The sequence below is a fragment of the Mesorhizobium sp. M7A.F.Ca.US.014.04.1.1 genome (genome assembly GCF_003998745.1).
Lineage (GTDB): Bacteria > Pseudomonadota > Alphaproteobacteria > Rhizobiales > Rhizobiaceae > Mesorhizobium > Mesorhizobium ciceri.
Window position 1 is genome coordinate 1 of sequence record NZ_RZRW01000677.1, and the last position, 2,732, is coordinate 2,732.

At 61.1% G+C, this 2,732-nt stretch carries 3 protein-coding genes; all 3 read right to left on the reverse strand.

The genetic code is table 11. The annotated features are described in order from the left end of the window. The coding region (locus tag EOA22_RS29795; RefSeq protein ID WP_164755999.1) for an AAA family ATPase at window positions 1-702 on the reverse strand (702 nt) is incomplete at its 3' end. Window positions 703-928: 226 nt separating this feature from the next. Then, a complete protein-coding gene (locus tag EOA22_RS29800; RefSeq protein WP_063168306.1) occupies window positions 929-1,798 on the reverse strand; it encodes an outer membrane protein assembly factor BamD in 870 nt (289 codons plus the stop codon). Between the two features lie 263 nt (window positions 1,799-2,061). Further along, window positions 2,062-2,732 (reverse strand): UDP-3-O-acyl-N-acetylglucosamine deacetylase (gene lpxC, locus EOA22_RS29805; protein WP_127390439.1); only part of this gene is annotated, 671 nt, incomplete at its 5' end.

Consider the following 2,732-nt stretch of genomic DNA (forward strand, 5'->3'; position numbering starts at 1 on the left):
CAGCACATCCTGCGCGTCATGGATTTCGGACGCGATCTTCTCGGCCCGCATCATCGACGCGCGCAGTTCGGCAAGATCGGTCTCCTCACCCGGCTGCGGATCGAGCTTTGTCAATTCCGCCACCGCCGCACGCAGATAGTCGGCCTCGCGCGCCGCCGCCGCCACCTTGGCACGGTGGCGCGACAACTCCTGCTCGCAGGCGCGCCAATGCCGCCATGCCTCGCCAGTCGAGCGAACGGCGCCGAGATGGCCGCCGAAAGCATCGAGCACCTCGCGGTGAGCGCCGGGATCGACCAGAGCACGTTCATCGTGCTGGCCGTGGATCTCGACCAACGCGCGCCCGACATCGCGCATCAAGGTGACGCTCGAAGGCTGATCGTTGACGAAGACACGGGTACGGCCGTCCGCGGTCTGAAGGCGGCGCAGGATGATGTCGCCGTCATCCTCGATGGCATTGTCGGCTAGCAGCGCACGGGCCGGATGATTGCGCGGCACGTCGAAGACGGCGATAACCTGGCCTTGCGCCGCGCCATGGCGCACCAGCGACGCGTCACCGCGCGCACCAAGCGCCAGCGACAGGGCATCGAGCAGGATGGACTTGCCGGCACCGGTTTCGCCGGTCAGCACCGAAAGACCCGGCTGGAAGTCGATATCCAGCTTCTCGATCAGGACGATATCGCGGATCGACAGTCTGGAGAGCATCAGAACCCGAATCTAGGACGGCACGCGACCATTTGCAGTCGCAGCGGCGCACTATCTTTTTGTTTGAGCACCGGATCAATCCGAAAAAAGCGCTGCGTACGCTTCGATCCGATGCTCCAAGCAGGTTCCGCAAAAGTGTTCCGCGGTTTTGCGACAAGAACCTGCGACAAACAACGAAATCAGGCAGACGGCGCGTTGGCGAAGCCCGCGACGTCTGCTTGGGGGGTCAAGCCCCGGTGATCAATTTCCCGGCCTTGGATATCCACGATCCGGCATTTTCGCGCGGTGCAAGCCCATTGCTTTGCAACAGCTTGTAGGAATCCTTGTACCACGAGCTGTCGGGATAGTTGGTGCCGAGCACGGCGGCGGCCGTCTGCGCCTCCGAAGTCAGACCCATCGCGTAATAGCTTTCGGTCAGGCGGGCGAGCGCCTCCTCGACATGGCGCGTGTTGGAATAATTCTCGACCACGGTGCGGAAGCGCTTGACGGCGGCGATGTATTCCCGGCGCTCGAGATAGTAGCGGCCGATCTGCATTTCCTTGCCGGCCAACTGATCGTTGGCGAAGCGGATCTTTTCCTTGGCGTCGTCGACATATTCCGATGTCGGCCAGCGCGTCACCAGATCCTGCATTGTCTGAACGGTTTGGCGCGCTTCCTTCTGGTCCTGCGTCACGTCCTTGATCTGGCGGTAATAGCTCAAGCCGATGATGTACTGCGCATAGGCGGCGTCATCGGTCGATGGATAGAGCGTGAGGTAGCGCTTGGCCGAGCCGATCGCCTCGTCGTAATTGCCCTGGCGATAATCGGCGAAAGCGCCCATCACCATCGATTTGCGAGCCCATTCCGAATAGGGGTGCTGGCGGTCGACGGCGTCGAACTTGCGGCTCGCCTCCTGCAGGCGTCCGGCATTGAGATTGGCAAGGCCCTGATTGTAGAGAACATCGGCCGGTTCGGTCTGGTCGACATAGGTCGACAGGTCGATATCTTTCTCCGACGACATGCAGGCCGACAGGAAGAGCGATGGAACAACTACTGAAAGCGCCAGGAAAACGGCCCTCTGCGGTGCTTTCAATTGACCAACTCGCTTGAAGAACATGATTGGATCTCGCCCTTTCGGCGCTATTTCAATGCCAGTTGCATGCCATTGTTTCAAAACTGGTCCCCACTTTTGAACGACATGCACTAATCGACGGCAGCAGCCATAAACCATAACCGCCTTGCCCGGCAACGCTATCTCCGGCCAATCGCACATTTTTGTGGCGGCCGGACGCAGCTTGGACATCAATGCAATTTCACTGGCGGGTGGTGCATTCCTGCAACACGCGCAATTCCCCATGGAACCCGAAAAACCTGGGAAAATCAGATCATCCAGGGCGCGTAGAGCGGCGCGTTGACGGCGTTCATCTCGGCGCTGCGGCCACGCTCCCGGCGCGTCGTCTCGACGATCTCGAACGCCGTGCGATCCGACAGCAGGCGGCGCAGGGCCGCGGCATTCATCCTGTGGCCGCCGCGATAGGAGCGGAAGCAGCCGATGAAACGGGCGCCGGCCAGCGCCAGGTCGCCCATGGCGTCCAGCGTTTTATGGCGCACGAATTCGTTGGGATAGCGCAGGCCGCCCATGTTGATGACGCGGTTGTCGTCGCCGATCACCAGCGAATTCTCCAGCGAGGAGCCGAGCGCATAGCCTGCAGCCCACAGCCGCTCGACATCCTTCATGAAGCCGAAGGTGCGGGCGCGCGCGATGTCGCGACGGAAAATATCGGCATTGAGGTCGGAGGCAAACAGCTGACGGCCGATCGCCGGGCTTTCGAAGTCGATCTCGATCTCGAAACGGGTCCCGTCATAGGGCCGAAACTCCGCCCACGAGGCGCCGTTCTCGATGCGGACCGGCTTGATGACCCTGATATAGCGCCGCTTGACCGAGAGCGTCTCGATACCCGCCTGATCGATGGCTTCGACGAACGCCATGGCGCTGCCATCGAAGATAGGAACCTCGGAACCATCGATCTCGACAGCGACATTATCGATGC

Bases quoted from the DNA above. Each gene is read 5' to 3' on its own strand.
- EOA22_RS29800 (WP_063168306.1), bottom strand. From the start codon at position 1,798: ATGTTCTTCAAGCGAGTTGGTCAATTGAAAGCACCGCAGAGGGCCGTT.